18 protein-coding genes are annotated in these 24468 nt (G+C 69.7%); 5 read left to right on the forward strand and 13 right to left on the reverse strand.

Translation table 11 applies throughout. The annotated features are described in order from the left end of the window. Positions 1-308: 308 nt before the first annotated feature. On the reverse strand, positions 309-2744 hold the full coding sequence (locus N5079_RS06120; RefSeq protein ID WP_261582639.1) for an ABC transporter permease: 2436 nt from the start codon (positions 2742-2744) through the stop codon (positions 309-311). Continuing rightward, positions 2744-3475 carry an ABC transporter ATP-binding protein gene (locus N5079_RS06125; protein ID WP_261582509.1) on the reverse strand — a complete coding sequence of 244 codons (732 nt, stop codon included), beginning with the start codon at positions 3473-3475 and terminating at the stop codon, positions 2744-2746. The genes N5079_RS06120 and N5079_RS06125 overlap by 1 nt, the downstream gene beginning before the upstream one ends. A gap of 98 nt (positions 3476-3573) precedes the next feature. On the opposite strand from N5079_RS06125, the gene N5079_RS06130 reads away from it, so the two are divergent. Further along, positions 3574-4182, forward strand: a complete 609-nt coding sequence (locus N5079_RS06130) for a DNA-binding response regulator (protein ID WP_261582510.1) — start codon at positions 3574-3576, stop codon at positions 4180-4182. A gap of 97 nt (positions 4183-4279) precedes the next feature. Here the strand turns inward: N5079_RS06130 and N5079_RS06135 are convergent, their stop codons facing one another. Next, positions 4280-6406, reverse strand: coding sequence for a sensor histidine kinase (locus N5079_RS06135; RefSeq protein ID WP_261582511.1), 2127 nt, complete (start codon positions 6404-6406; stop codon positions 4280-4282). A 477-nt stretch (positions 6407-6883) separates the two neighbouring features. On the opposite strand from N5079_RS06135, the gene N5079_RS06140 reads away from it, so the two are divergent. Then, positions 6884-7693 (forward strand): hypothetical protein, encoded by an 810-nt coding sequence (locus N5079_RS06140; protein WP_261582512.1) that lies wholly within the window; start codon positions 6884-6886, stop codon positions 7691-7693. Positions 7694-7878: 185 nt separating this feature from the next. Here N5079_RS06140 and N5079_RS06145 read toward each other — a convergent pair whose 3' ends face one another. Further along, positions 7879-8079, reverse strand: a complete 201-nt coding sequence (locus N5079_RS06145) for a hypothetical protein (protein ID WP_261582513.1) — start codon at positions 8077-8079, stop codon at positions 7879-7881. 70 nt (positions 8080-8149) lie between these two features. On the opposite strand from N5079_RS06145, the gene N5079_RS06150 reads away from it, so the two are divergent. Both N5079_RS06150 and N5079_RS06155 read left to right on the forward strand, forming a co-directional pair. Further along, positions 8150-8650, forward strand: a complete 501-nt coding sequence (locus tag N5079_RS06150; RefSeq protein WP_261582514.1) for a recombinase family protein — start codon at positions 8150-8152, stop codon at positions 8648-8650. Between the two features lie 8 nt (positions 8651-8658). Continuing rightward, positions 8659-9246: a hypothetical protein gene (locus N5079_RS06155; RefSeq protein WP_261582515.1), complete on the forward strand. Its 588-nt coding sequence runs from the start codon at positions 8659-8661 to the stop codon at positions 9244-9246. Positions 9247-9288: 42 nt separating this feature from the next. Here the strand turns inward: N5079_RS06155 and N5079_RS06160 are convergent, their stop codons facing one another. The 8 genes from N5079_RS06160 to topA all read right to left on the reverse strand — a co-directional run bounded on the left by N5079_RS06160 (position 9289) and on the right by topA (position 21388). Beyond that, complete coding sequence (locus tag N5079_RS06160) at positions 9289-9717, reverse strand: hypothetical protein (protein ID WP_261582516.1); 429 nt, start codon at positions 9715-9717, stop codon at positions 9289-9291. A gap of 109 nt (positions 9718-9826) precedes the next feature. Further along, positions 9827-10903, reverse strand: a complete 1077-nt coding sequence (locus tag N5079_RS06165) for a hypothetical protein (protein ID WP_261582517.1) — start codon at positions 10901-10903, stop codon at positions 9827-9829. A gap of 417 nt (positions 10904-11320) precedes the next feature. Further along, on the reverse strand, positions 11321-12172 hold the full coding sequence (locus N5079_RS06170) for a stage 0 sporulation family protein (RefSeq protein ID WP_261582641.1): 852 nt from the start codon (positions 12170-12172) through the stop codon (positions 11321-11323). Between the two features lie 148 nt (positions 12173-12320). After that, complete coding sequence (locus N5079_RS06175; protein ID WP_261582518.1) at positions 12321-14279, reverse strand: hypothetical protein; 1959 nt, start codon at positions 14277-14279, stop codon at positions 12321-12323. Beyond that, positions 14276-14788, reverse strand: a complete 513-nt coding sequence (locus N5079_RS06180) for a SigE family RNA polymerase sigma factor (protein WP_410007752.1) — start codon at positions 14786-14788, stop codon at positions 14276-14278. Before N5079_RS06180 ends, N5079_RS06175 begins: the two co-directional genes overlap by 4 nt. A 97-nt stretch (positions 14789-14885) precedes the next feature. Then, positions 14886-16070 (reverse strand): DNA polymerase III subunit delta', encoded by a 1185-nt coding sequence (locus N5079_RS06185; protein ID WP_261582521.1) that lies wholly within the window; start codon positions 16068-16070, stop codon positions 14886-14888. A gap of 332 nt (positions 16071-16402) precedes the next feature. After that, positions 16403-18460, reverse strand: coding sequence for a dTMP kinase (gene tmk / locus N5079_RS06190; RefSeq protein ID WP_261582522.1), 2058 nt, complete (start codon positions 18458-18460; stop codon positions 16403-16405). Between the two features lie 249 nt (positions 18461-18709). After that, positions 18710-21388, reverse strand: coding sequence for a type I DNA topoisomerase (gene topA, locus N5079_RS06195; RefSeq protein ID WP_261582524.1), 2679 nt, complete (start codon positions 21386-21388; stop codon positions 18710-18712). A 337-nt stretch (positions 21389-21725) separates the two neighbouring features. Here topA and N5079_RS06200 point away from each other — a divergent pair, with 337 nt between their 5' ends. Then, on the forward strand, positions 21726-21911 hold the full coding sequence (locus N5079_RS06200; RefSeq protein WP_261582526.1) for a DUF5703 family protein: 186 nt from the start codon (positions 21726-21728) through the stop codon (positions 21909-21911). A gap of 549 nt (positions 21912-22460) precedes the next feature. Here the strand turns inward: N5079_RS06200 and N5079_RS06205 are convergent. Further along, a complete protein-coding gene (locus tag N5079_RS06205) occupies positions 22461-24446 on the reverse strand; it encodes a chaplin family protein (protein WP_261582528.1) in 1986 nt (661 codons plus the stop codon). Positions 24447-24468: the final 22 nt, after the last annotated feature.

A 24468-nucleotide genomic window follows, 5' to 3' on the forward strand; every position in this document is an offset into this window, starting at 1 on the left:
TGACGTGCATAGATCTTCCTGGCGTTGTGGGCACGACGGGCCCCGGGACACGCATCCACGGCTGCCTGGAATCCCAGCAGTTGCCACTCCCGGTGCTGTCGTGAGGTCGTTCTATTGCGGTTCGGTCTTTTCGCTGCGCTTCGCGGGCCGTCGATCGTGACGCTCAGTTGAGGCGATTCCGCTCCTGGAAGCCGTGCTCGCCGTGGAGACGCGGCTCCCGGGGGCCGACCACCCCGCACCCTGACCATGCAGAGGCCGTGGACCTGCCCGGTCATCCGGGTCATCCGGGTCATGCAGGTCATTCATGGTCATTCGTGGGCACCGATGGCCTCGACAGGACGGGCACGAAGGACGAGGCGCGCCGGGAGGGCGGTGGCGGCGATGGCCAAGGCGGCCGCCGAGGCGACCACAGCCACATAGGCCGGCATCGGCACGTACGGCTGGGCAGAGCCGGTCATGCCCACGCTGAAGGCCGCGAGCGTGACCAGTGAGATCGCCGTGCCGACGGCCACCGAGACCAGCACCGCGGTCAGCGTCTCCAGGCGGAGCATCCGCAGCACCTGCCGGCGAGTGGTGCCGACGAGGCGGAGCAGGGCGAGCTCGCGGGAGCGGTCCGAGACGGACATCGCCAGCGTGTTGACCACGGCGATCGCGGTGAACGCGATGATCAGGCCCATCGCCACATAGCTGACTTCGGCGTTCGGCGTGCCCACCTCGGCGGCTTGGATCCTGTCGAGCACCGCGACGCCGGGTACGGCGCGCTCCAGGGCCGAGCGGGGAACCGACGGAGCCGCCACCAGGACAGTGGAGAACGGATCATCGACGTGCGGGCGCACCAGCTCGTGCGCCAGGAGAAGCTCGCCATACCCGAGTCCCCGCTCGTAGACGGCGACGACGCGGAGTGTCGCGGGAGTGCCGTCACCCAGAGTGAGCCGGAGCGGAGAGCCGACCGACAACCCGAGACGGGACGCGGCGGTCCGGCTGATCGCGACCGACTCCCGGCCGAGCTCCCGCAACGATCCGGAGATCACCCCCGGGTCGAGCGTCCGGGAGAGCCCCGAGGGCGTGACAGCCTGCGCGCCGTACTTGTCCAGGCCGACCCTGACCGACGTGTGCAGCACCTCGGTGACGGTCTCCACACCCGGCACCTCGCGGACCGCCTCGGCGGTGCCGCTGGAGACCCGCGGCCCGAGCACGTAGTCGAAGCGGCCGCCCGCCGCCACCTGCTCCTGGGCGGCATGCCCCATCGTGGTCTGCACGAACAGGATCGTGCATGTCATCGCGACCATCAGGCTGAGCGGGGTGATCACGGAGGCGAGCCGGCGTGATCCGGCGCGCAGGTTCGCGGCGGCGAGGTACCCACTCACCCGGGAGGCACGCAACGCCACCCCGAGCAGCGCGACGGACACGCCGGCGATCACCGGGCCGAGCAGGGCGACCGCGACCGTCCACACCAGCGCGGTCAGCATGGTCACCGGACTGGACGCGGCCTCGGTCGACAGCCCCGACAGCACCAGCGTCAGCACGACGCCGCCCGCGGCGCACAGCAGTCCGGCGAGCACCCGCATCCACGGCAGACGCGCGACGGGCAGCGCCGCGTCACCGATCGCCTCCACCGGACGGATCCTTGCCGTGCGGCGGGCGGAGATCCGCACAGCGGTCCAGGCGGCCACGACGGTCGCCGCCAGCGCGATGAACATCGGGAACGGGCTCACCACCAGCCGCAGATTCTCCGGCGTCGCACCCAGCGCGACGAACCTGGACCGCAGCCAGAAGCCCAGGCCGACTCCCAGTGCCGACCCCGGGATCCCGGCGGCGGCGCCGACCAGGAGCGCCTCACCGCCCAGCAGCCGGCGCACCTGCCGGGGCGTCGCGGCGACCGCCCGCAGCAGGGCGATCTCCCGCTGGCGCTGCTGGATGGAGAGTGCGAACGTGCCGACCACGACGAGGATCGCGACCAGCAGCGAGGTGCCGGCGAGGGCGCCACCGAGGCTGACCAGCTTCAGCCGTGCCTGCTCCGCGTCGAGGAACTCCACCGAGCCCCGCTCGTCACCGGTGTAGGCGACCGCGTCGCCGAGCACCGGAGCCAGGTCGACGCGGGCGAAGCCGTTCCGGGGAAAGACGCCGATCGCGCTGACCCGGCCAGGACGCCCGGCCAGGAGGCGGGCCTCGGCGGTGGCGAAGAACAGGGTGCTCTGACTGGGCAGAGCCTCGGCGGTGACGCCCACCACCTGGTACGTCCGCGACCCCGCGGGCGAATCCACGGTGACCCTGGCGCCCGGGGGCAGGCCCGCGCGCGCGTCCGCCACCAACTCGTCACCGGCCCGGGGCTCACGTCCCGCGCGGAGGGTGAACGGCGTGAGCGCGGCCGACTCCCAGCCGTGCCCCCAGAAGGGTCGGCCTGAGACGGAAGCGGGGAACGTCACCTCGGTGACCACCCGTTCGATCCCCGGAACGCGCCTGAGCTCCTCGGCCAGAGAGGCGGGGACCCACCGGCGTTCCGGCAGGGACTTGGCCTTGGTCTTGGTCTTATCCGACGTGCGGACCGTCTCGCGGACGTACTGGTCGCCCGCGACCAGTACCGGAGCACCCGCGTAACGCTCCGGGGCGACGCCGCCGCGCAGCCCGGTCTCCAGCAGAATCCCGCAGCCGCACACCAGGGCCGCCGCGCACATCAGGGCGAGGAAGGCGCCCGCGACGCCGGCCTTGCGGTGCCGGAGTGTCCTCAACGCGAGGAGGATCATCACACCCACGCTCCCAGCCTGGTCATACGCTCGGCCACCCGCTCGGAGGTGGGGTCGGTCATCGCGTCCACGATCCGGCCGTCGGCCAGGTACAGGACGGTGTCGGCGTAGGAGGCGGCCATCGGGTCGTGGGTGACCATCACCACGGTCTGCCCCAGCGCGTCCACCACCTCGCGAAGCAGCGTCAGCACGTCGCTGGCGGTCATCGTGTCCAGCGCGCCCGTGGGCTCGTCGCCGAACACCACCTCGGGCCTGGTCACCAGCGCCCTCGCGATCGCCACGCGCTGCTGCTGCCCGCCGGACAGCTGGGCGGGCCGGTGCCCGGTCCGCCCATCCAGACCGACCCGCGAGACGATCTCGCGGAGCCAGGCCCGGTCCACGCGGGCGCCCGAGAGACGCAGCGGCAGCGTGATGTTCTCGATCACGGTAAGCGAGGGCACCAGGTTGAAGGCCTGGAACACGAACCCGATCCGCTGCCTGCGCAGCTCGGTCAGCCGCGTCTCGTCCATACCGGTCAGTTCGACGCCGCCCAGCCGTACGGAACCCGAGGACGGCAGGTCGAGCCCCGCCGCACAGTGCAGGAACGTGCTCTTGCCCGACCCCGAGGGACCCATCACGGCGGTGAAGCCGCCCCGGGGAATCCCGATCGTCACCTCGCGCAGGGCCGCCACCGCGCCCTGCCCCTTCCCGTACACCTTGCTCACCGCGTCCAAGCGCACTGCGTCCGTCATGTCCCTCAGCCTGCTGACCTGCGGCTCGGCGGACCAGAGACGCCATCACGGAAGGACCATGACATCCTCATGATTCGGACACTGGTAGACATGTCTCCGTGATTCGTGTGCTGTTGGCCGAGGACCAGCACGTCGTCAGGGGCGCTCTGGCGGCGCTGCTCGGCCTGGAGGAGGACCTGGAGGTCGTCGCCGCCGTGGACTCGGGTGACACCGTCGTGCCCGCCGCCCTCCTCCACCGGCCCGACGTCGCGCTACTCGACATCGACATGCCCGGCACAATTGACGGCCTCGCCGCCGCGGGTGAGCTCCGTTCGCGGCTTCCCGCCTGCCGGACGCTCATGCTCACCGGGTACGGCAAGCCGGGCCATCTCCGCCGGGCGCTCGGCGCGCAGGTGCACGGGTTCCTGCTGAAGACGGCGCCGCCCGAGGAGCTGGTCGCCGCCATCCGAGCGGTGGCCGCCGGCGAGCGGGTGCTCGACCCCTCGCTGGCGGTGACGGCCTGGGATCTGGCGGACAATCCCCTCACCCCCCGGGAGGCCGACGTGCTGCGGCTCGTGGCCGATGGAATCGACGTCACCGAGATCGCCGGCCGGCTCTTCCTGAGCCCGGGGACCGTACGCAACTACATCACCACGATCGTCGCAAAGCTGAATGCCCGCAATCGGGTCGACGCCGTACGCATCGCGCGAGAGGCGGGCTGGATCTAGCCAGGCGTGTCCCCCTTTACCGCCGCGCCCGGACGGCCATCCGCGACGGCCCGCTGGGGAGACCGTGCCGTGTTGGCAGGGCCGGGGAACCGTCCCCTCAGCGGGCCGGTACGGAGAAGGCACCTGTGGCGGCGGGGACGCGGGCCTCGAGCTCGAACCAGTGTCCGTCGCGGGTGGTGATGAGACGGCCGTCGAGGGCGGCCAACCGCGTCGTCAGGTTGCCCATCCCCGCGGAGCCCTGGCGTCCACCGGCCTGACCCCCGGCCTGACCCCCGGCCGAGCGCACGCCGTCGTTGCGCACGCGGAGCCGTACCCCGCCCTGCTCGGACACCGACGTGATCGTGCAGTGGCGCGCGGCGCTGTGCCGGAGCACATTGGTCACCGCCTCACGGAGCACCGTGCTGAGCACGCTCTCGACCTCGGCGGTGATCGGGCCGTGGCCCAGCTCGACCGCGACCTCGATGCCCGCGGCGCCCAGGATCGACCGGGCCGACTCCGCCTCGACGGTCAGCGACATCTCGTGCCTCTTGCCGGAGACGGAGCGCATGTCGATCTCGGCCCTCTCCACCATCGCGAGCACATCGTCGATCTCGACGCGGGCCCGTTCGAGGTCGAGCCGTCTGGCCAGCTCGCACTTGAGGAGGATCGCCGCCATGCTGTGGCCGAGCAGATCGTGCAGGTCACGGGCGGCGCGCAGGCGTTCCTCGACGACCGCCGAACGGGCCAGGTCCTCTTTGACCGCCTGCATCTCCTTCACCAGCCGGGCCAGGCGGAGGAGGCCGTAGACGACCAGGCCGGTCACCAGCGTGCTCACCGTGGAATTGACCGTCGTGGCGGGCTCCAGCCCGAGGGCGACGCCTATCACCGCGATGCTCGCCGTCACGCAGACGACGAGCGGCCAGGCGAGCATCATGGGGAAGGCGAGCAGGACTGGGCCGGCGAGGAAGCCGGCGACGCCCAGCCAGACCTCGCCGAAAGCGAGGACCGGAGCATAGGTGAGCAGGGCCATGACGCCCAGCGACCGCATGTGCCGGCCGGACACCGAGCGGAGCTGCATGAAGACGATCACAGCGAGGCAGGCGGCCGCCGGAAGCAGCAGGTCCGCGGGCAGTCGCAGCAGAGCCTTGGCGCTGAACCCGGTCAGGACGGCGGCCAGCAGGGCAAGTGACAGGGCGGAGGAGCGCCTGTCGTCCGCCGGGAACGACAGGGCGGGGCCGGCGCCGGGAAGCGTGACGGCCACGGTGAAATGGCCGGTGGGCGACAGGCCCGTGGTGAGCGAACCACCCGCCTCGGCAACTTGGCGGGGGAGATCGCCCAGGCTCTCGTCCTCCGCCGTCCTGGTCCCGTCGTTCGTGATGCGGAGCCGTACCCCTCCCCCGGGCATCTCGGTCTCGATCGTGCATGTGGTGGCGGTGCCGCGCCGGACGACCTCGGTCACCGCCTCCCGGAGCACGGCCGCGAGCAACGCGCCTGTGGGCCCCAGCGGTTCGGTGTGGCCGACGCGGATGTGCGCCGTGACGTCCGAGGCCGTGAGCATCGCGCGGGCAGTGGTGATCTCGGGAGTCAGGGACAGCGCGCGGTAACCCGCGGCGGCGGCCCGCGCCTCGGCCAGGCAGCGGCGCGCGGTGCCGGTGACCTCGCCCACGATCTCGGCCATGCGTTCCGGCTGGGCCAGAGCGAGCCTGCCACCTGCGCCGATCGCGGCAAGGCCTCGCCCGAGGCCGTCGTTCAGCTCGGCGGCGATGCGCAGCCGTTCATCGGTGACGGCGGCCATGACGAGTGCCGGCCGCGCGGCGTGCAGCTGGTCCACCCGCTCGGTGAGCCGGGTGAGACCGTAGATCACCAGAGCGACCAGCACCATCGTGATCGTGGCGTCGGCCGTGGCGGACGCGTCGCCGTACCGGACCGAGGCGATCAGTGCCGCGGCGACGGCGACCGCGGGCGCGAAAGCCCGCAACGGTGACAGCAGCAGCGATCCGGCCATGAAACCGAGCATCCCGACGGAGGCGCCGCAAGCGAGAACGCCTCCGAATCCCACCCCGGCCTGTACGGCGAGCAGCACCGGCCCCCGGAACCGCCTGAGCGCCGGCAAAATCTGAACGAGCTGCAGCGCGAACACCGGAACTGCGACCAGCGCTCCGGCCAGCAGATACACGCTCGCGAACGCGGCAAGAACGACGATGACGATCCCTCGCGCCAGGCGAGGCGCCTCAATCTGGAGCAATCGACACACACCCCCGACCCGGAGGGAAAGCCTAGGGCGAATCCGGGCAGAGCGCGGCCCCCAGCCCCGACCACGCGCAACACCTGGCCGCCGGGCTCCATCCGGTCACGATCGGCGTGCACAGCGTGGGTGGACCGGAGGGCGGTGCCGGCATGCCGGTCACCGGCTGGGAGACCGGCCCGGCCCCATCATGCGGTTCTCCCAGGTGGCGGCCGGCCGCCGGAACGTTGTGGCCGACGGTGCCCTGACCCTCCGGGGTGTCCACGGCCAGCCCGACCTGCGGCGCGGAAGCCCGGAACTCCTATTAGAGCGGGTGCTCGTTGAGTGAGGTAATCGAGATCTACAGCATGCGCGCAGCCGGCCACGGATTGTTAAGTCCCCGCTATTTACGCGGCCCTTGCGGCGGCATAGATTCTCGCCTGGCCCGCCGCTATTGGAACGGTCCCGGCGGTCGGCCTTCCCGAGGAAGGACAGCCCATGGCTCAGCCCTACCGGCCTTTCACCCCCATCCCCACGGTGACTCCGACCACCACCACGCAGGAGGTCACCGACTGGTTCTACCTGCGCCGCGCCCAAGTCGAGGCGCTGGCCAGATCGATGACCATCAAGTCCGACATCAGCCCGGACGTGATGGAGTTCCTGGGGCGCAAGCTCAGGACGATGGAGGGGCGGCTGACGGGCGGCATCCCGCCGGCCACGGTCGTGAACGACCTCCAGGCCTGGCTCGGGGAGGGCGGTGACCACGGAGCGTGGGACTTCTACGTCGCCGCACAGACCAAGCAGGACCAGGCCGAACTGGCCCGCCAGGCTGAGGCCGCCAGGAGTCTGGCCGTCGACCAGGCGAGAAATCGAGCCTCGGCCGCCGCGATCGCTCTGACCAAGACCTATGGCTCCGGGCTGCTGTCCGACCGGGGAACCGGCCGGGTGATCGCCGGCCTCGCCGTCGTCAACACCCCGGCGACCTTCACGGGGATCTCCGGCGTGGACAAGCACACTCATCCCAGTCACCCGGTCATCGACGAGCTTCTTAAGGGCACCCACAAGGCCGAGGAATGGCCGCAGGCCTCCTGCGCCGAGGTGGACGCGCTGAAGTCCTACCTCCACGCCGCCGCTCCCCCGATCACCTCAATCGCTCAGATCCCGCGTGGAGCGCTGGTCTTCCACGCGCAGGTATGGAACATCGGCGGGCCCAGGGGCGGCAAGAGCAGCACGCCGCACTGGCAGGCCAGGGGCGCCTGCGCCAACTGCTCGCAGTGGGTGGAGAAGATCGGCGCGCTGCTGGCCTGACCCAAGGGTGCCCTATCCCGGCCGGCGCGCGGTCCGAGAGCCGCCGGCCGGGATCAGCGCCGCACGGACGCGCATTTTCATCCTCCTCGACACTCCGAAATGCCCGCTTGACTAGTGGCCTAGCCCGGTAGGTTGAACACTCCTTCGGGCAGCGGGCACAGCGCTCTCCACATTGGCGGAGCCTTCTACTCCTCGGGATCGCTGACGGCCACCGGCTGGGATGTGCCGTACATCGTGTCGTGTTGCTTGCGGGGCGAGCAGACGGAGGCGGAGGGGCAGGCGCAGCGGCGGCCTCCGTCGTCGAGGCGGACGATGACCGAGTCCGAAGGCACGTTGTGGCCGACGACGGTGCCCGCGCCCTCCGGGGTCTCGACGGCCAGCCCCACCCGCGGCGCGGAAGCCCGGAACTCCGATAGAGCGGGTGCTCGTATTACCTCTGGAGTGCATACTCAACCCATGCCCCCGGAGGCCGAAGTGCCCAAGTCGCGCTGGTGGATCGCCCCCGATCTCGCTGCGGCGCTGGAACGCGGCGAGACTTTCGCTGACTGGCTGACCGATCGCGTACCTGTCGCTTCGTATGCGGGTATCTCGGCAGACCTCGCCCGAGCCGAACACGGCGTCGAGGACCAGCATGCAGCCAACCAACGGCACGCGGCCAGGCTCGGACTCGCGATCGTCAAGTTCTACGAGGACAACGACAAGACAGCCGCGAAGGATGAAGTGGTGCGTGACGCCTTCGACCTCCTGGTCAAGGACATCGGCCGACGTCGCGCCTCTGAGGGTTTCCGCGTCGTCGGCACGATGTGCACCGAGCGCGAGCGTCTCTACCGACGTCCGGGGGACTACGAGCGCATCGTCAAGGCGCTGACCGTTGCCGATGACGGGATCCTGATCGAGGACGGCCGGCACTTCGACCTGTACGGCGACGGTGCCGAGATGATCGCCTCGTCGGCGTAGCTCAGTCGATGCGGGAGATCCGCAAGATTCGCGAGCGGACGAAGCGATCCCATCAGGCACGCGCCCAGCGTGGGAAGTTCACGGGTGGACCGCGCCGCTTCGGCTGGCTGGGCGCTGACCAGCGGACCGGACGCCCATGCAACATGCACCGACACCCGGACGAGTGGCCCTACTTCTACCGCTGTGTCGCGGACGGCAAGGGAAGTTGTGGCCGGGTAGCGAGGAACGGCGAACTCGTGGACCTCTACCTCACTGAACTCGTCCTCCAGAAGCTTGAGAAGCAGTTCCAGCACGTAACGGCGGTAGATGAGCCATGGCCGGACTCTGACAGGCTGGCCCAGGTCGAGCAGAAGGCCACCAACCTCCGGAAGCGTTGGCGGGACAACATCGTCAGCGACGACTTCTTCTACACGGAGTTTCCCCAGCTCGAAGCCGAGATCAAGCGGCTACGGGCGGATCAACAGCGACACACCCTGTCGCAACAGCGCCGTTTTCACTGGCCGGCGAGGTGCGGAAGCAGTGGAAAGAGATGGACCTCGCCCAACGACGCGCCGCGATCGGTGACGTCCTGCACGCTCTCATCGTCTACCCGTTGAGCAAGGGTGCATGGCGTCGCGGCCCCTTCGATCCCAACAAGCTCAAGCCGATATGGAAGCCAGCGCGGGAGCCTCCGGGCTCGGCTCCCACACTCGAAGCCCTCGCTGGGCGAGCCATTCCGCGCGGCCTTCGAGGACGGCCACAGCGTCGCTGAACAGGGCTTCGGCGTCGCGCGGCGTAGTGGCGAGCCGATCGAGACACGATGCCCATGGCAAGAGTTCCATGCCGCGTTTAAGATCGACGCCCCAGACGATCACATCAGGGCAGGCCGAGAGGTTGCCCATGATGACGTTGACGCCGCCGCTTTTCCCCGCTCCCGCGATGCCACCCACGAGGGCATGACGGCGCAGCAGCGAGACGCGTGCAGGGCTTCCGTCTTCGAACACGCCCAGCTCGATTGGCTGGCCGATCGAGGCCACCGAAGGCCCTCGCCATTCGATGGCGTCGGCATGCGGGTCAGTTCCGATCACCCGGAGTTCGAGCCTGTTGGCCTTCTCCGGAATCGGCTGGATACGGCCTGCTCCGCGGCGTGTCCCGAGAGCGGATTCGGCAGCCCGGGCAGGAGATTAAGGAACAAGTTCAGAGGACGTCCACGAACTTATATTTGGATAGGGCGCCGAACGTCGTGCTGTCAGCGAAGACCTTCGCGCACCAGTAGCCGTCACGCTTCGGCGTGACTGTCCTGGCGTACCGGCCCGAGATGGCGCTCGACGTGGTCTTGCCGACGAGCTTCCATGACTTCGTGCCCTTCTGCCGGAAGTAGATGTAAACCGTCTTCCCTGTCCAGGGATTTCCGCCTCGGGTCACTCGCCCGCTCAGCCGGGTGGTGTCCCCCTTCTCCACCTCGCTCGCTCCCGAAATCGTGATCTTGGAACTGAGCTTCTTGGCAGTGGAGACGGTGAAGTCCGTAGAGAACGTGAAGAGCTTGTCGTACCGCTTGACTGTGATCTTCAGTTTCCAGATTCCCGTAGTCGAATCCTCACCGAATGTCACCTTGTCGCGCAAGTAGCCATCACTGCCGATAGTGGTACTCAGTGTCTTGGTCGCGCTAGAGGCCGTGTTCTCGACATGAGCGTCGGTCACGTTGTCGACGTTCTCCAGTTTGGCGGCCACCTGCGCCGAAGCCTCGCCGCCTCGCATGAGCTGCACGTCTTTGGGAGTAACCGTCAAAGCGGCTTTCGGACCTGCTTCGACGGGGAACGTCCTGGTCTTGGTATCGAGAACCTCGCCGTTTCGGGTGAGGGTAGCGACATACGTCCATGTGCCCGTCGGATCCGTGGACGCGACTGGAATCTGCGCAATGAGACCCGCACCAGATTCCAAGCCCACTTCCTTGTCAAGCTGTTCGAGCTGTTCCGTGACGGTGGCATTGTGCCAGGCGGCGTCATCGCTCTCTCCGGCCTTGTGAAACTTGACTGCGAGCACCGGATATGGCGGGAGCGGGCAGTCATGCACACGAGCGATATTCACGTCGAGGCGGAAGTCGACCGCCCCAGCGGGTGGGACGAAAACACGCGGAGCGGGGAGCGTCGGAGGTGCGTAGATATACGTAGTGCATTCATTCAAGCTGGCTGCCAAAGCTGCCGATGGCGTGATGGCCAGCAGGTTGGAGCAGAGGGCCACCGAAACCGCAATTAAGAGTGCTTTCGTACGCATGTCATCCCTCGGTATCCCGATCAGGAAATATCTTTAGCCTCTTGCGTCGCAGATCTTAGTGGGGATGTTCAATTTGATCAACATCTCATCGATTTGAGACTTATTTGATATGGCCGAGGGCTTGTGTCCGACTGCTCTTGACGCGGAAAATCCCTCGCCACTTAAGCCAGCGATCATTACGCGGCCTTTCGGATGGTGGGACGGCGAGCCACCGGACGCCGACGAGTCCCGCCGTGCCCGCGGGGAGTGGGTCAGCACGATCGCCAAGCGTCTCGGCGTCGGACACTCCACGCTTTACGGGGCATGGAGGCCGAGCGACCCGCCCACCACCACGCCACCGGAGTGACGCCCCACACGCGCACACGCGCGTAAGGGGCTGCAACTGCGAAAGCTCCCCCGACGAAGGAATCTCGTCTCCTAGTCTTCAGGATCGCTCTCGGCCACTGTCGGCGCTTCGGTGTACATCGCGTCGTGTTGCTTGCGGGGCGAGCAGACGGAGGCGGAGGGGCAGGCGCAGCGGCGGCCTCCGTCGTTGAGGCGGACGATGACCGAGTCCGAAGGCACGTTGTGGCCGACGACGGTGCCCGCGCCCTCCGGGGTCTCGACGGCCAGCCCCACCCGCGGCGCGGAAGCCCGGAACTCCTGATAGAGCGGGTGCTCATACTTAAGGCAGCACATCAACCGGCCGCAGGCCCCCGCGATCCTGAGCGGGTTGACCGGAAGGTCCTGGTCCTTGGCCATCCGGACCGAGACGGGCTCGAAGTCCTTCAGGAACGTCGCACAGCACAGGTCGCGCCCGCACGGCCCGATGCCGCCCTGGAGCCTGGCCTCGTCACGGGGGCCGATCTGCCGCAGCTCCACACGGGCGCGCAGGTTGCGGGCCAGGTCGCGGACGAGCGCGCGGAAGTCGACGCGATGGGGCGCGGAGAAGTAGACCGTGTAGACGTTGTCCGCGTCCAGGTAGTCGACGCCGACCACCTTCATGGGCAGCTCATGGCGCTTGATGAGGCGTTTGGACACGCTGCGGGCCTCGGCCCGCCGGCGGCGGTTACCCTCGTCGCGGCTCAGGTGGTCGTCGGTGGCGACGCCCTCGCAGACGGGTAGCCCCTCGACGTCCTCGCTCACGTACTGCGGAGCCCACACGCACTCGGCCACCTCGGGCCCCGCGTCGGTCGGGACCAACACCTTGTCGCCCACCTTGGGACTGTGGCCGCCCGGGTCGAGGTAGTAGAGCCGTCCGTAACGAGTGAAGCTCACGGCCATCATCATGCCCAAGAGCCGGCCCTCCTCGATCGTGTACGGCTTGCGCCTGAACCCCACCTTACGTGGCCTCCGCCGTACCCAATCATGACCATCTCTTGGCGACCTCAATCCTCCGGTGGGCGAGGGTCCCGCCGGAGGATCGATGGTGCGGCGCCTACCAGGCGATCATGCTGGGGTAGACCATCGTGTCGGCGGCGGCCGCCTTGACCACGGTCCGATAGCCGGATCCCTCGATCGCGCCGATTTCGCCGTTCCGCGTCGTGATCACGCTCTGGCCGGTGCCGTCGAGGTCGAGCTGCCGCATCGCGCCCTTGTCGGCGTCCTTGTAGACCACTGCCAGGGGCTTTCCGTCCGCCGTGCCGTACGCGATGACGCCGGCGGAACCGGGCAGCGGCCGCGCGGTGCCGTCCACGATCCGGACGCCGAGGTGGCCGACCGAGGCGAGGATCCGGGTGCCGTCCGGCGAGATCGCCACTCCGAAGACCCCACCGGACACCCCGTCGTACGAGGCCGGGAGCGTGAACGTGCGGGCCTGGTCGATGCCGTCACCGGACGTGGTGGTGTCGAGCAGCGAGACCTCCTGGGAGTCCGCGCACGTCAAGACGCTCTCCGCCGTGACCGCGGGGTTCCCGGGCTCCGAAGCCGGCGGCCTGACCGGGATCGCGGAGGTCGGCGGTACGGCCGAAGCCGTCGGGGGGACCGGCGCCTCCGAGATCGGCGGGACGCTCGCGGAGGGGGCGATCGTGACCGAGGGCTGCGACACAGGAGGCACCGCCGAAGACGCCCCAGTAGACGCCCCGGGAGGCAACACGGCGGGGTCGAACGGGGAGGACGGGCACATCGAGAAGACCGTGACCGACGAACCGAACGGGCCCTCGGCCGGCGAGCGTCCGCCCACACCGGTTCCGCCGCCATCCGTCGCCTGGGGTCCGGGGGCGCTCGCGACGCCGCTGACCACGGCGCCGGTCCTGGGGTCGACCGTGACCGTGTTCGGCTCCGCGGTCGGTGGCCCGGAAGGCCGCGGCCCGGCCGGGGACGGTGGCACGGGGTCGCCGGACGCCGCGCTTCCACCGGCATTTCCGCTCGGGGCCGCGCTCACGCCAGGCACCGGGCTGCCCGGCACGGAGCCCGGCCCAGAGCCCGGCCCGGACCTGCCGCCGGATTCCCCGGCGGGAGCGGTGGGCTCGAGGGAGTTCGCCGGCGGGGCGGTCGCCGTGAGGGTGATCTCGCTCTGATACGTGGGCAGGGCCGAGAAGGTCGCTGTGACGGCGTCCGCGGTGCCCGTCGTGGGGGGCGCCCCGTCCGTCGAGGTGCCGGACAGAATCGTGGCGGAGAGTTCGCCCGGCGACTGCGGGACGGCCGGTTCCGACGCCGGGATGAGCGTGGGCCCCCGGCGGAAGAGCACATAACGCCCGTCCGCGCTTACCGACACGTCGCGGACCCCGGCCCCCTCCTTCGCCTTCCACGTACGGCTGTCGCCGGTCGCCGTATCGGTGATCACCAGGCCGCCCGGCGTCGTCGCGCTTCCGCAGGGTTCGAGGCCGTAGGCCAGCTTGGAGCCGTCGCCGTTGACCGCGAGCGACGTCGGCCTGGTCCCTTCCGGCGGCGTGAACGGCAGCACGCCGTACGACTTGATCTTGCCGTCGTCGTCGAGGGTGAACTGGTAGAAGCGGAAACGGCAGTCGGCGGTGCCGGCCGCGACGTAGAACAGCCTGTTGTCCTGGGCGGCCTGGACGCCGGAGAACAACTCGCCGCCCGAGGGGTGGGAGAGCTCATTCGTGACCGATCCGTCGGAGACGTTCCTGATCGTGATCTTGTCGGGGCGGGCGTCGGCGAAGAACTTGGGCGCGGCGGGCGGACCGGCCGTCGAGGGCACCGACAGGTTCACCGCGTGGCCGCCGCGCTGCGCGATGGCCGCTCCCCCCGCGACCGCGACCGTGACCGAGGCGGCCGCCGCGACGGGCACCAGCCAGCTCCTCTTCCAGGTGCGGCTGTCGCCCTTCCGCCCGCGGCTCTCGCCCCACCTCGGGACCGGAGCGTGGTCGATCGTCTCGCTCACCGCGTGAGTGGCGTCACGGAGCCGGTTGACGATGTCCTCGTCGTGCTCGTTCATCGATCTTCCCCAAGCAGGCTGCCGAGCGCGTCGAGGGCTCGGGAGGTGGTGGACTTCACGGTGCCCCGGCTCACACCCATGACCTGCGCCGTCTCCTCTTCGGACAGGTCGGCGTAGTAGCGGAGCACGAGGGCCTCGCGCTGCCGCCTGGGCAGGCGATGGAGCGCCTCCATGACCTCGCGCCGTTCGGCGCCTAGGAGCATGGCGGACTCGGCCGACCAGACGGGCGGCTCATATGTCCCGGCGAACCAGGACGGAAGGCGCCTTCTCCGGAGGACGGTCCGGGCGTTGTTCAGAACGGCACTGCGCAGGTAGAACAGCGCCTTGCCCTGGTCCCGCAGGGCGCCGAAACGGCGGTGGAGACCGAGGAACGCCTCCTGGACCACGTCTTCGGCGCTCTCGCGGTCACCGACCATGATCAACGCGAGACGGGTGAGCCCGAGCGCGTGCTTGGCGTAGAGCTCGGTGATCGCGTCGTCGGCGGCGACCGGCGGGGGCGAGGCGCTCATCGGCTCCCCGGGGGGTTTGTCGAGATCCAGCGTTTCGGCCTTCATGTACCAGAGACGCCGGATCGCCGCCCGGGTTGCTTCCGGCTTCAGCGCATGATCACGCCGGGGTGGGGGTGCGGAGGGCGAGGGTCATCGCCTCCACGGCTATCTGGGGATTGACGTTGGCCGCGAGACGTTCGCGGCACTGCATGATCGCACTCGTACGGCGGAGCGTGTCCTCGGGCGTCGAGCTCCGCGCCAGCGCCTCGACCTCGTGCCTGCGGTCCTCGTTGGCCAGCTCTATCCGCGCCCCGAACTGTACGGCCAGCACATCGCGGTAGAACGCGACCAGATCGAGCAGGGCGATGTCGAGCGAGTCACGCTTGATCCGGGTGGCGCGTGACTTCTGCATGGTCTCGAGCTCCTTCAGCGCCCCGGCTCCCCCGCGGACCAGGCCCTTGTTGAGACCCTTGCCCGACGAGCCCTCGCCGTAGACCTTGCGCAGCTCCGTCGTCTCGACCTCGTTCAGGGCGGTCGTCGCGGCGTCCGCGTCCTCGGTGGAGGTCTTCACCAGCCGTTCGGCGGCGGTGATGCAGTCCCCCACGCCGGAGAGCGACCTGGGGATGGAGAGCACGTCCTCGCGGCGCCGCCGTACCTCCTCGTCGAGAGCCAGCCGGCGCGCCCGCCCGATGTGCCCCTGGGCGGCCCGCGCGGCGAACAGGGCCATGTCGGGGGCGACGCCGTCCCTCGTGGCCAGGACGTGGGCGACCGCCTCGGTGGAGGGGGTGCTCAGCGTGACGACCCGGCAGCGGGACCGGATCGTGATGATCATGTCGTCGGGAGAGGGCGCGCAGAGCAGCCAGACCGTCCGCGGCGGAGGCTCCTCGATGGCCTTGAGCAGCGCGTTCGCGGCGGCCTCTGTCGCGCGGTCGGCGTCCTCGAAGAGCATGATCCGCCAGCGTCCGAGGGTCGGCGCCCCGGCGCCCTTGAGCACCAGCTCACGGGTCTGTCTCGCGCTGTACGAAAGCCCCTCGGGCCGGACCCACGTCACGTCGGGATGGGAGCCGACGTCGACCTGGTGGCACGCGTCGCAGTGGCCGCACCCCTGGTCGGGGCAGAGCAGCGACGCGGCGAACGCCTTGGCGGCGTTGGACCGGCCTGATCCGGGCGGGCCGGTGAACAGCCAGGCATGGGTCATCCCCGCGCCGCGACCTCCCGCGAGGGCCTCGGCCGCGGCCGCGGCGGCCTTCTGGAGCACCGCCACCGCCCGGTCCTGCCCCACCAGATCGCCGAAGAAACTCACCCCTCCAACCTACCCCCGTGATCATGCACAGGTTCCCGGGAAGCCGCACAGAGCTGCGCAAACCCGCTTAGTGATCATGCACGCCTTCCCGAATAACGCCGCCGAACTGCACGGACACCTTCCGCGATCAGGCCGTGGAAGCCCCACGCTGCCCGCACCCTATGCGTGATCATGCAGAGCGCCGAGTGCCAGATCATCAACCGCGAAGCCGCACGTCAACCGTGCCAGCGGGGACTTTGTGCATGATCACGCACGACGAGTTGGCAGCTCAGAAGCCCACCGCAGGAACCTGTGCATGATCACCTTATGATCGCCGCCCACTTTGGGGGTGGTCAGTCCCGGATGACGGGGATGGTCCCGGTGGCGGCCTCGGCCTCCTGGGGGACGGGGTCGGGAAGGACCTCCCGCACCCGGTCCTGGATGAGCCGGGACAACTCGCCCTGCGGCAGCGTGCCGTCGACCACGAGGTACCGCTCCGGGTCCGCGGCGGCCAGCGCCCGGAACTCCCGCCGGACCCGCTCGTGGAACTCCATCGGCTCGGCCTCGATCCGGTCGGCCGGGGAGGCCATCCGGCGCAGGCCGACCGACGGCGGCACGTCGATCAGCACGGTCAGGTCGGGGACGAGCCCGCCCGTGGCCCAAGAGTTGATCTTGGCCACCTCTTCCGGGTCGAGCGCCCGCCCCGCTCCCTGGTACGCCAGCGAGGAGTCGACATACCGGTCGCAGACGACCGTGGACCCCCGATACAGCGCCGGCCGGATGACCTTCTCGACGTGCTCGGCCCGGTCGGCGGCGTAGAGCAGCGTCTCGGAGCGGGCGGACAGCCCCTGATGGGTGGCGTCGAGGAGGATCGCGCGCAGCCGCATACCGACCTTGGTCGAGCCCGGCTCCCGGGTCTGCACCACGTCGTAGCCCTGGTCGCGCAGCCAGATGGCCAGCAGCCGCGACTGTGTGGTCTTGCCCGAGCCCTCTCCGCCCTCGAAGGCCACGAATAGGCCGCGCGGCTGCTCCATGGTCTCGGGGACGAACTTCTCGCCCCTCAGCGCGGCGAGCAGGTCAACGCCGATGGGGATGCCGCGCCGGTCGTCCATGTGCCGGAGCGCGAGCAGGCCGACGATCACCGCGAGGAACGCGGCCACGACCAGGACCAGGTTCGAGCCGTCGAAGCGGTAGCTCATCCCCGCGACCGTGAACAGATGCCTGCCGAAGAGAGCGGCCAGCGTGGACGCCACGGCCACCACGAGCAGCAGCACGACGCGGGCCAGAGACTGCAGGAACGAGAACGTACGGCCGCGCAGCCCGTCCTCCACCTCCAGGCCGATCATCGTGTAGCCGATGATCCACGCGATGCCGGCGCAGGCGCCCAGCACCACGGTGAGCATGACGACGATCACCAGGTTGGGGATCAGCGCGATGGCGGCGAGCGTCAGCCCGGCCAGGACGATCGACAGCCCGAACAGGCGGCGCCGGGACAGCCCGCGCAGCAGGCGCAGGCCGAAGAACATGCCCAGCCCCATGCCGAGGAACACGGCACAGAACACCGCGCCATAACCCGCATCGCCTCCCTGCAGGGCGCTGACGTAGGCCTTGGCGACGCCCACGACCGCTCCCCCGGCCGCGAAGGCGCCGAGCATGCCGATGATCAGCCCGCGGACGACCCGGTTGCCGCCGACGAAACGCCAGCCGTCCACGATCTGCCGCAGCACCGAGGGCGTCGACACGTGCCGGGTGTGGTCCTTGGGGATGTCGCGCAACGTGAAGATCAGGATCGCGGAGACCAGGTAGGCGACCGCGTTGAGGCCGAGCGCCAGGTCGGTTGGCTTCGCCCCGAACCCGGGGATGGCCGTGGCCACCACGCCGCCGAGCGCCGACACGACGGCGAAGAGGGCGGCCGCGACGGGCGCCGTGCCGTACGTCACGAGGAGGTTGAGCTGGTTGGCCTCCTCCAGCCGGTCCTTGGCCACGAGGTTGGGGACGGTCGCGTCCTTGGCGGGCACCCAGAAGAGGTTCGCGCATTCCAGCAGGAGCGTCGCGATGATCACCCACTGGTAGCTGCCGACCAGCGGGATCGACAGCACCACGGCGAAGCGGCAGATGTCCGCGATCACCATCGTCAGCCGCCGGTCGAACCGGTCGGCCACGGCCCCGGCGAGCGGCCCCAGCAGGATCGCGGGCAGCATCTTCGCGACGAAGACACCGCCGATGGCGAGGCTCTGCGCCTGGTAGCCCGACCCGGCGGTGAGGTTCGCCGCGAGGGCCGTCAGAGCGATGATGTTGAGCCAGTCTCCGAGGCTGCAGACCGCCATCGCCGTCCAAAGCCTGCGGAACGCCGCGTTGGCCAGCACGTGCGGCGCCTTGCGCCGCTTGGCTGCCCGGCCAGGGGTGCTCATGATGTCAGCGTATCCAGGTGCTCGCTGGGCTGGGGAAGGGGCGAGCGGGCCGGATTTGCCCTGCCTGCTCGTCGCCTGAGGGTATTACGTCTGCTGTGTCCCCGCAGTCCGGTCGCATGTATCCCCCCGCTACTTTTCCGTACGGCCGGGCCCGTGATCCGTACGGCCCGCTCGGTCCCCGGCTCCCCCGCCCCGGGAACCCTTTTGGGAGCCGGGGCGGGAGCCGTACGGATCAGGCACCCAGGACACTCAGGACTTGGCCGCCGGCTTCTTGGCCGTCGTCTTGGCCCTGGTCGTGGTGCGCTTCGGGGCGGGTGCGCGCTCCCGGCGCTCGGCCAGCAGCTCGGCCGCCCGCTCGATCGTGATGTCCTCGACCGTGTCGCCCTTGCGGAGCGAGGCGTTCGTCTCGCCGTCGGTGACGTAGGGGCCGAAACGGCCCTCCTTGACCACCACCGGCTTCTTCGAGTTCGGGTCGTCGCCCAGCTCGCGCAGCGGCGGTGCGGCCGCGGCACGGCCCCGCCCACGGGCCTTGGGCTGCGCGAACAGCTCCTTGGCCTTGTCGATGGTGACCGTCAGCAGATCGTCCTCCGAGGGGAGGGAACGGGAGTCGGTGCCCTTCTTGATGTACGGCCCGAACCTGCCGTTCTGCGCGGTCACCTCCTCTCCGTCGATGTTCCCGACCACCCGCGGCAGCTTCAGCAGCTTCAGCGCCTGCTCCAGCGTGATCGTGTCCAGGGTCATCGTCTTGAACAGCGAGCCGGTGCGCGGCTTGACGGCGTCGGCCTTCTTCGTCCGCTTCTTGCCGTCGACCGGTGGCGGCTCCTCGGGCAGGACCTCCGTGACGTACGGACCAAACCGGCCGTCCTTGGCCACGATCATCCGGCCGGTCGCCGGGTCCACGCCGAGCTCGCGATCACCGCTCGGGCGGGAGAACAGCTCCTCGGCCTTGTCCGCGGTCAGCTCGTCGGGCGTCATGTCCTCGGGGATGTTCACCCGAGCGCCGTCGCGGTCGAGGTACGGCCCGTAGCGGCCGACCCTGATCACGATGTCGCTACCCTTGATCGGGAAGGAGCTGATCTCCTTGGCGTCGATCTCGCCGAGGTCGGTCACCATCTCCTTGAGGCCCTCGTCGCCGTCCTCGCCGCCGAAGTAGAACCGGCGCAGCTCGGGCACCCGCTCGGCCCGGTCGTTGGCGATGTCGTCGAGGACCTTCTCCATGTCGGCCGTGAAGTCGTAGTCGACCAGGTTGCCGAAATGCTGCTCAAGCAGGTTGACCACGGCGAACGCCAGGAAGGACGGCACCAGGGCCGTGCCCTTCTTGAACACGTACCCCCGGTCGAGGATCGTCCCGATGATCGACGCGTAGGTCGACGGGCGGCCGATCTCGCGGTCCTCCAACTCCTTGACCAGCGACGCCTCGGTGTAGCGGGCGGGCGGCTTGGTCGAGTGGCCCAGGGCGGTCAGCTCCGCGGCCGTGAGCCTGTCGCCCTCGCTGAGGTTGGGCAGCCGCTTCTCGGAGTCGTCCCGGTCGGTCGACGGGTCGTCCGCGCCCTCGACGTACGCCTTGAGGAACCCGTAGAACGTGATCGTCCGGCCGGTGGCGCTGAACTCGGCGTTCTCTCCGGCGCTGGAGGTGCCGCCGACCTTGACCGACACCGACTCGCCGACGGCGTCCTTCATCTGGGAGGCGACCGTGCGCTGCCAGATCAGCTCGTAGAGCCGGAACATGTCCCCGGCCAGGCCGGTCTCGCCGGGAGTGCGGAACTCCTCGCCGGACGGCCGGATCGCCTCGTGGGCCTCCTGGGCGTTCTTGACCTTGCTCGTGTAGACCCGGGGCTTGTCCGGCACGTACGCCGAGCCGTACAGCTTGATCGCCTGGCTGCGGGCGGCGGCGACGGCGGTCTCCGACAGCGTGATGCTGTCGGTACGCATGTAGGTGATGAACCCGTTCTCGTAGAGCCGCTGGGCGATCTGCATCGTGTACTTGGCGGAGAAGCCCAGCTTGCGGCTCGCCTCCTGCTGCAGCGTCGTCGTCCGGAACGGCGCGTACGGCTTGCGCGTGTACGGCTTGCGCTCGACGGACTTGACGGCGTACGACGCGCCCTGGAGCCTGCCCACGAGAGCCGTGGCGGACGCCTCGTCGAGGTGGAGGACGTCGTTGCTCTTCAGCCTGCCGGTGGAGGCGAAGTCACGGCCCTGCGCGACCCGCTTGCCGTCAACCCCGGTCAGCGTGGCCGTGAACGTGCTCGGGTCGTCGGCCGCGCGGCCGGTGTCGAAAAGGGCCTGGAGGTCCCAGTAGTTGGCGGCGGTGAACGCCATCCGCTCCCGCTCGCGCTCGACCACCAGCCGGGTCGCGACGGACTGCACCCGGCCGGCCGACAGCCTGGGCTTGACCTTCTTCCACAGGACCGGGCTGACCTCGTAGCCGTAGAGGCGGTCGAGGATGCGCCGGGTCTCCTGGGCGTCGACCAGCCGCAGGTTCAGGTCGCGGGGGTTGGACACCGCGTCCTGGATGGCGTGGGGGGTGATCTCGTGGAAGACCATCCGGTGCACCGGCACCTTGGGCTTCAGCACCTCGCGCAGGTGCCACGCGATGGCCTCGCCCTCGCGGTCCTCGTCAGTGGCCAGGTAAAGCTCGTCGGCTTCCTTCAGGAGCTGCTTCAGCTTGGAGACCTGGGATTTCTTGTCCGGGTTGACGACATAGAGGGGCTCGAACTCGTGGTCGACGTTCACGCCGAGGCGGGCCCAGGCCTCTCCCTTGTACTTCTCGGGAATGTCGTCGGCCTTCTCCGGCAGGTCCCGGATGTGACCGATGCTGGACTCCACGATGTAGCCGCGCCCGAGGTACCCGGCGATCGTCTTCGCCTTGGCAGGCGACTCCACGATCACCAGGCGGGTTCCGCCGGCGTTGCCGTTATTGGCTGGCACGCTGCTTCCTACCTCGCTGTTCGCTGTCGTTCCCCGGGCTTCCGGGCCCTGTCTTGCCAAACTCCGTGCTTTCAGAGCCCGTAATTTCCGTGCTCCCCGGCGTCGTGGTTCCTCGTGCTCGCGGCCCGAGGTCCCCCGGCCCCGGCCACCCGGTCCCGTGACCCCCAGGACAGGAGGAGGCCAGGGGCCGCCTTGAACGTACCTGGCACCGCAAGTCCTTCCCCCTCGGGCTACCCGGTTCTGTCCGGGAATGTAACCCGCCTGGACCTGTTATCCACGAGGACGCAGAATAGAGCCCATCGGGTTTACCTAGCACGCCCCTCGGAGACTAACCGCTGTGCTCGACTACTCCTACTTGGAGCTCTATCTACCGCGTGGCACCTCGCGTGAAGTGGCCAGGCAGATGTTGACCGAGCACGCCGAGTATGGAAACTGGGAGCTCGACCGGCTGCGACTGTATCCCGACGGGAGCAGACGCGTCTGGCTGCGTCGCAGGATCATACGTGCCGCCCGGACGATGTGACCAATACATACACGTCAGACCAGATATAGAGACCCCGACCACGCACAGTACCTCCAAGCGCCACCACGACGTACGGCACGGCGCCCAGGGTTTCCCACTCGGCGTCTGAGGGCGATGTTCACACGGGCCTCACCCAACCCGGCGCCGCGGCAGGGATCCCCGGCCGGGCCCCGGTACGGCGTCCCACGCGGGCGTCCAGGACACAATCGCGGCTTGGCCTGAAGACCCGGCGCGACGGGCGTAGCCGCAGGCCACAGGCAGTTCATGTGCAGGCATGGCCAGCGTCTAACGGCTTCATCGGCTTGGACAGGCATGGATGGCATGGGCAGGCAAAAGCGCTTTGCCCGCCCCGGGCCGCGCCCCCGGAACGGGCAAAGCTTCTGTGCTCACCTTCGCTGGATGCGGGTGAGCGTCCCTCGTCGCCCGCGCCGGGCGTCACTCAGGCGGCCGGTTCGCCGCCGAGCCTCCCAGCGACTGGTAGCCGCGGAGTTTCCGGCGGCTGGTTGGCCGCCGGGGCCACCTCCATGGCGCGGGCGAGTGATATATCCCTTACTTCCGGCCGAAGCGGAAGCGGCGGGTAGCGGCGAACAGGGTGGCCGAGGCGGCGAACATCGCACCGAGAACCAGCGCGGCGAACGAGCCGGGGTTCATCCCGGTCACGCCGACCGGCTGCTCGGCGCTCATCAGGCCGAGGTTCTTGAGGGGCAGGGCGTCGGTCGCCTGGTCGACACCGTTCACCGGGAGCCCCTTGGTGACCTGCTCCACGCCGTTGACCGGCAGGCCCTTGGTGGTCTGGCCGAGGCCGTTCGCGGGGAGCGCGCCGGTCGCCTGGTCGAGGGTGCCGTTGACCGGAAGCGACCCGGTGACCTGGGACACCGCCGGTGGCACCGGGGAGCCCTTGCCGGTCGTGGCGGCGTGGCCGGCGGGGGAGGCGGCGGGCGCCCCCGGCACGCTCGGCAGCTCCGGAAGGCCCAGCATGTTGGGCAGGTCGCCCATGACCGGCGCGGACGGCGCCGCGGCGGCGCTCATCTGCTGGGGAACGCCGCTGGCCTCCTTGAGGCCGGACAGGGCCGGGACGCCCGGGAGAGCGGGCAGGAGCGCGCCACCCCTGGAGGCGACGCCGCGGGTCTCCGAGCGGGCCCAGTAGCCGCCGTGGTGGTGGCCGCCGTGACCGTGGCTGCCGACGCGAGCGCCGCCCAGGCAGCCCGCTGCGGCGTCACCGAGGACCGCGACCGCGTTGCCGCACACGTTGATCGGAGCCGTGATCGGCGCGACGACCTGGTTGCCCCCCAGGATCGAAGAGCGGCCCGAGGTGGTGTTGTGTCCGGCACCCCGGTGACCCCAGTGGCCCCAGTGCCGGCTCCAGCCGCCGTGCACCGACGCGCCGCCACGGCAGCCCGCGAAGGCCTCTCCCGCGATCGCCACGGCGTTTCCGCAGATGTTGACCGGCAGGATGATCGGCGCGACCACCTGGTTGCCGCCCAGGATCGAGGAGCGCCCGTCGGTACGGTTGCCACCGGCCCAGTTGCCCGGCCTGACGATGCTGACGGAGGAACCGCCCTTGCAGCTCCCGCTGCCGTGGCCGACCGCGTTGCCGCAGACGTTGACCGGACCCGTGATCGGCCCGATCACCTGGTTGCCGCTGCCGGCGGCGAAACGGCCGTCGGTGTCGTTGCCGGTCGAGCCGGGGTGACCGTGCCAGTGTCCGCCTCCGTAGCCGTGACCCCAGCCGTGCCCCTCGTGGCCGCCGTGACCCCAGCCGTGCCCCTCGTGGCCGCCGTGACGCCAGCCGTGGCCGGGCCAGTAGTGACCCCCCGGCTCGACGGACGAGCCGCCCTTGCAGCCGGAGAATGCCTCGCCGAGAACCGCGACCGAGTTGCCGCAGACGTTGATCGGAGCCGTGATCGGCGCGATGACCTGGTTGCCGCCAAGGATCGAAGAGCGCCCGGACGTGCGGTTGCCACCGGCGCCGCCCCCGGCGTTCCGGACGGAGGCGCCGCCCCTGCAGCCGGCGGTGGCGTCACCGAAGATCGCCACGGCGTTGCCGCACGCGTTGATCGGAGCCGTGATCGGGGCGATGATCTGGTTGCCGCCCAGCAGGCTGTGGTCGCCGTTGGTGACGTTGCCGCCGGCGCCGCCCCTGCGGGAGCCCCTCACCGTCGCACCGCCCTTGCAGCCCGCGTCGGACCGGCCGAACAGCGACACGGCGTTGCCGCACGCGTTGATCGGGGCGGTGACGGGCGCGTTCACCTGGTTGCCACCGAGGATGCTGCCGTTGCCGGAGGTCCGGTTCGCGATGCCGCCGCCCGCCCCCTCGACGGACGCGCCGCCCTGGGACGAGGCGCTCGACTCGCCGGCGACGCCCACGGCGTTCCCGCTGATGTCGATCGGCAGCGTGACGGGCAGGTTGACCTGGTTGCCGCCACCGATCGAGCCGTTGCCACCGGTGTCGGCGAGAGCCGTACCGCTGCCAAGGGTCATGACGCCGGCGGCGAGAAACGCCGCGGGAGCCGAGCCCTTCGCCCACGTTCGCATAATGAATGCTCCTAATAGTTCT

The organism is Planotetraspora sp. A-T 1434 (assembly GCF_025420585.1).
In the GTDB taxonomy this organism is placed as follows: Bacteria; Actinomycetota; Actinomycetes; order Streptosporangiales; family Streptosporangiaceae; genus JAOEGB01.